Genomic DNA, 5437 nt, shown 5'->3' on the forward strand with positions numbered 1-5437 from the left:
CGCGACGCCGATGCCGGCACCGACGCCGCCGCAGCCCATCACCCGCCGGGGCGCAGTGCGCCTATTGTCACTGCTGGCGGCGGCAGCGCTGTTTTGGCCTGCGGCGGCCTGGGCGCTGACTGACCACGGCGGCGAGGTGGCGCCGGTGGACCTGCGTCCGCCGCGCGCGGCGGGCTGGACGCTCGAGCCCGGTGCCGAGCCGGGCGCCGAGGCTTGGGACTGGCGGCCGCGGGTGGTGGGTACGGATGGCAGTGTGTACGCCTTCTATCGCGCCGAAGCCGGCGACAGCGACGTGCCCATCGGCCTCTACCTGGGTGTCTACCGCACCCAGCGCCAGGGGGCTGAGCTAGTGACCTCCGCTAACGTGATGATCGAGCAGCAGCACCCGGTCTGGAGCGATACGATGGTGCGGCCGCGCCGCATTGCCCTCCCGACTGGCGAGCTCGCGCTCGAAGAGCACCACTTATCTTCCCACCGAGGGCAGCGGCTTTTGGTCTGGACTTGGTATCTCGTTGGCGACCACCGCACCGCCAATCCGTACCTCGCCAAGCTGCTTGAGGCCAAGTCGCGGCTGTCTGGCAATCGCGGCGAAGCCGCACTCGTGGCCGTCGCAGCGCCCTATGACGAAAGACCGGAGGAGGCGGCCGGCGTTCTGACGGCCTTCCTCGAGACCATGTTGCCGGCCGTCGACGCCGAGGTCTCGCGCGCATTGCAGGTGACGCCCTAAGGCGCCGGCTTGCCGCGCCTTCGGATCAGGCTTGCCAGCGCAGCATGTGTGCGATCACCGGCATTCTCATGGGCGACCCCGCGGCGCCCGTGTCTGGCGAGCTGCTGCGTCGGATGAACGACGCGCAGGCGCATCGCGGGCCTGATCAACATGGTCTGCACCTCGAAGCCGGCGTCGGCCTTGGGCATCGCCGACTGTCCATAATCGATCTGTCGGGCGGTCGCCAGCCGCTGTTCAATGAGGACGAGAGCGTCGTCGTCGTCTACAACGGCGAGATCTACAACTTCCAGTCCCTGGCTGCGGAGCTCAGCGCGCGTGGGCACCGCTTCCGTACCCACAGCGACACCGAGGTCATCGTCCACGCCTGGGAGGAATGGGGCGAGCGCTGTGTCGAGCGCTTCCGCGGCATGTTCGCCTTTGGCCTCTGGGACCGTGCGCGCCAGACGTTGTTCTTGGCTCGGGATCGGCTCGGTATCAAGCCTCTGCACTACGCCTGGCTTGCCGACGGGAGCCTCATCTTCGCTTCCGAGCTCAAGGCCTTGCAGCAGCATCCGGCGCTGCCGCGCAGCATCGCGCCCGACGCCGTCGAAGACTACTTCGCGTTCGGTTATGTGCCTGAGCCAAAGACGATATTCGCCAGTGTGCACAAGCTGCCGGCGGGGAACACACTCAGGGTGCGCCGCGGCGGCCCCCGCCCCGAGCCCGAGGCTTGGTGGGATGTGCCCTTCGCGGTTAAACATACCCCCCTCGACGCGGGCGCTGTTGGCGAAGAGCTGCTGGCGCGCCTGCACGAAGCGGTGCGCGTGCGGCTCATCGCAGAGGTCCCGCTGGGGGCTTTCTTGTCGGGTGGCGTGGACTCGAGCGCCGTGGTGGCGATGATGGCGCAGATCATGGACGATACCAATGCTGGTCCGGTGAATACTTGCTCCATCGCCTTCGGTGATCCGGCCTTCAACGAGTCCAGGTATGCGGAGCAGGTGGCGCGCCGTTACCACACGGAGCATCGCACCCGACAGCTGGACCCCGACCGCTTCGATCTGCTTGACACCTTGTCGAGGCTCTACGACGAGCCCTACGCCGACAGCTCCGCACTGCCTACCTACTTGCTTTGCGGTCTCGCCCGGGAGCAGGTCACTGTGGCGCTGTCCGGGGATGGCGGCGATGAAAACCTGGCGGGCTATCGGCGCTACCAGTGGCACCTGGACGAGCAGCGCCTGCGCAACCTGTTGCCGCTCAACCTGCGTCGCGGGCTGTTTGGGCCCCTTGGACGCTTGTACCCGCCGTTGTATCGGGCACCGCGCTTTCTGCGTGCAAAGGCCACTTTCCAAGCGATGGCTCGAGATGCAGTGGCGGGCTACTTCAATATCATCGCGGTGCTCGATGACAACCTGCGCGAGCAACTGTACAGCCCCGCCTTCAAACAGTGCCTGCAGGGGTACAGCGCCGTGGAAGTCCTGCGTCGGCATGCCACTCGGAGCCCGACCGACGATCCGCTGTCCCTGGTGCAATACTTGGATATGAAGACATACTTGGTGGACGACATCCTCACCAAGGTCGACCGTGCGAGCATGGCGCACGCCCTGGAGGTGCGGGTGCCGCTGCTCGATCACGAGCTGGTAGAGTGGATCTCGGGGCTGCCCCCCGATCTCAAGCTCAAAGACCGCGACGGCAAGCACCTACTCAAGTCGGCGCTGCGCGCGCATCTGCCCGCCGACCTCTTATACCGCGCGAAGACGGGCTTTGCGGTGCCGCTGGCGGCCTGGTTCCGTGGCCCGCTGCGCGAGCGGGTGCGTGCCTCACTGCTGGGGCCGCAGCTCGCCGACACCGGACTCTTCGAGCGTGGCTTCCTCGTGCACCTGCTGGACACCCACGACAGCGGGCGGCGCGATTACAGCGCCGCACTCTGGAGCCTGCTGATGTTCGAGGCCTTCCTGAAGCGCGAGGGCGCTGGGGAGCCTGCGCGCGCGGAAGCGGCCTAACATGAAAATCCTGCACGTCCTCGATCACTCCATCCCGCTACACAGCGGTTACACCTTTCGCACCCGCGCCATTCTCCGGCAGCAGGCGGCGTTGGGCTGGGAGACGGTGCAGGTCACCTCAGGCAAGCAGGGGGCAACCGCTTCACCCGTCGAGACCATCGAAGGCCTGCGTTTTCATCGGACTCCACCGCCCACCGGGCCGGTAGCCCGACTGCCCGTGCTCAATCAATGGCGCGGCGTGGCAGACTTGGCGCGTCGGCTCGATAATGCCGTCGCCGCTGAGCGGCCGGACCTGCTCCACGCGCACTCGCCGGCGCTGAACGGCCTAGCCGCGCTTCGCGTGGGCCGCCGTCGCGGCCTGCCGGTGGTCTACGAGTGCCGGGCCTTTTGGGAGGACGCCGCGGTCGACCACGGTACCAGTCGCGAGGGCGATCTGCGCTATCGTCTCGCGCGCGCCATGGAGACCCGCGTGTTCCGCAGGGCGGACGCCGTCACCTGCATCTGCGAGGGCTTGCGGGCGGATATTGCCGCCCGCGGCATTGCCCCCGCCAAACTCACGGTGATCCCGAATGCCGTCGACGCCGAGCGCTTCCTGCTCGACGTACCCCGGGATGACGCCCTGGCGGCGCAGCTCGGCCTCGGCGATGCGCCCGTCCTTGGTTTTATCGGCTCCTTCTATGCCTACGAAGGGCTCGACCTCGCGGTCGCCGCCATGGCCCGCCTCGCCAACCGCTCAGAGGCACAGCCTGCGCCGCATTTGTTGTTGGTGGGCGGCGGTCCGCAGGAGCCTCGGCTGCGGGAGCTGGTCGAGACGCTCGGTCTCGGGGCGCGGGTGCACTTCACCGGGCGTGTGCCGCACGATGCCGTGCACCGCTACTACAGCCTTGTGGATATCCTGTTGTATCCGCGCCGCTCCATGCGGCTGACGGACCTGGTGACCCCGCTCAAGCCCCTGGAGGCAATGGCGCAAGGCAAGCTGGTGTTGGCCTCGGACGTGGGGGGGCATCGGGAGCTGATTCGCGATGGCGTGACAGGTCGGCTTTTCGCCGCGGGCGACGTCGACGCGCTGGCAGCTATGGTGTCCACCATGCTCGTGCAGCGTGGGGCTTGGGCTGCACAACGTGCAGCGGGGCGGCGCTTTGTGGAAGAGGAGCGGACTTGGGCGCGCAGCGTCGCCCGCTATCGTGACGTCTACGCCCATGTGCTGGGGGCTTCGCCGCAGGTGCCTGCGGCGCTCACCGACAGCGAACCGGTGCGCTGATGGCCGATCTCTACACCCGCTTGGCCAGTAGTGCGCTGTTTCCCCTCCATGAGTGGGCCAAGGGACACCACACAGTCGCCGTCCGGCGGCAGCTCGAGCAAACGCAGTGGTTGCCGCGGGCCGATGTGTTGAGGCTGCAGGGCCAACGGCTCGCCCGCTTCATGCGGGAGGCCCATGCACGCGTCCCCTATGTTCAGCACCTGTTCGACAGCCTGGGCCTAACGCCAAGCGACGTGCAAGACCTGGATGGGTTGCGACGGCTGCCGCTCATGGACAAAGCGACCATCCGCGCACACACCGAAGCGCTCAGGGCCCGCGACGCCAGCCGACTCGTGCGCTTCAACACCGGCGGCTCCACGGGGGAGCCCTTGGTGTTTTACATTGGCAAGGACCGTGTCAGCCACGATGTGGCTGCCAAGTGGCGGGCGACGCGATGGTGGGGTGTCGACATCGGCGACCCGGAGATTGTCGTCTGGGGCTCCCCCATCGAGCTTGGCGCCCAGGATCGACTACGCAGCCTGCGGGACAAGCTGCTTCGCACCCGGCTGCTGCCTGCCTTCGAGCTGTCGCCGCAGAACCTGGACCGGTTCATCACCGAGATCCGCCACTTTCGCCCGCGCATGCTCTTCGGCTATCCCTCCTCACTGGCGCTGATCGCAGGCCATGCGGAACAGGCGAGTGTACCGCTCGATGGACTCGGCATCCGCGTAGCCTTTGTCACCTCTGAGCAGCTCTATGACCATCAGCGCCAGGCCATCGAGCGCGTCTTCGGCTGTCCCGTGGCCAACGGCTACGGCGGCCGGGACGCAGGCTTCATCGCCCACGCTTGCCCCGAGGGGCGGCTGCACATCAGCGCCGAGGACATTGTTGTCGAGATCCTGGACGCCGAGGGCCAGCCGCTGCCGATGGGGCAGAGCGGCGAAATCGTGGTGACCCACCTGGCGACGGCGGACTTCCCATTCATCCGCTATCGCACTGGGGATGTCGGAGCATTGGATGCGGACCCCTGTCCTTGCGGGCGCGGTTTGCCGGTGCTTGGGCGTATCGAGGGGCGCTCCACGGACTTCGTCGTTGCTGCGGACGGCACCATCATGCACGGCCTCGCGCTGATCTATGTCCTGCGGGATATCCCCGCCATCGATCAGTTCAAGATCGTTCAGGAGTCACTGTCCCACACTCGCGTGCTGGTGACCTCCGGCGAGCCGTTGGCGGAGAACTCGGTCGGGGAGATCAAAGCCCAGTTCAACCGCCGACTCGGTCGCGATGTGCAGATCACCATCGAGCACGTGGCGGAGATCCCGCGCGAGCAATCGGGCAAGTACCGCTACGTCGTCAGCCATGTCCCAGCGTCTACCACCGCGACACTAAGCGCTGACATGGGGCGCGTCTGAGTCATGGGACTACGCGACATCTTCCTGCTGGTGACGATCTACGGATCGATCCCCTTCATCTACATGAAACCCTTCGTCG

General features: G+C 66.8%; 4 protein-coding genes. All 4 read left to right on the forward strand.

The annotated features are described in order from the left end of the window. Nucleotides 1-727, forward strand: a 727-nt coding sequence (locus I6U14_RS03910; protein WP_296897024.1) for an exosortase C-terminal domain/associated protein EpsI, incomplete at its 5' end; no start/stop codon positions are given. A 44-nt stretch (nucleotides 728-771) separates the two neighbouring features. Next, the gene (locus tag I6U14_RS03915) at nucleotides 772-2706 is read left to right on the forward strand and encodes an XrtA/PEP-CTERM system amidotransferase (RefSeq protein ID WP_296897026.1); all 1935 of its coding nucleotides are present in this window, start codon (nucleotides 772-774) and stop codon (nucleotides 2704-2706) included. A 1-nt stretch (nucleotide 2707) separates the two neighbouring features. Next, nucleotides 2708-3967 (forward strand): TIGR04063 family PEP-CTERM/XrtA system glycosyltransferase, encoded by a 1260-nt coding sequence (locus I6U14_RS03920; protein WP_296897027.1) that lies wholly within the window; start codon nucleotides 2708-2710, stop codon nucleotides 3965-3967. Then, nucleotides 3967-5358, forward strand: coding sequence for a phenylacetate--CoA ligase family protein (locus I6U14_RS03925; protein WP_296897029.1), 1392 nt, complete (start codon nucleotides 3967-3969; stop codon nucleotides 5356-5358). The genes I6U14_RS03920 and I6U14_RS03925 overlap by 1 nt, the downstream gene beginning before the upstream one ends. Nucleotides 5359-5437: the final 79 nt, after the last annotated feature.

The sequence above is a fragment of the Thiohalocapsa sp. genome, from assembly GCF_019695415.1.
Lineage (GTDB): Bacteria > Pseudomonadota > Gammaproteobacteria > Chromatiales > Chromatiaceae > Thiohalocapsa.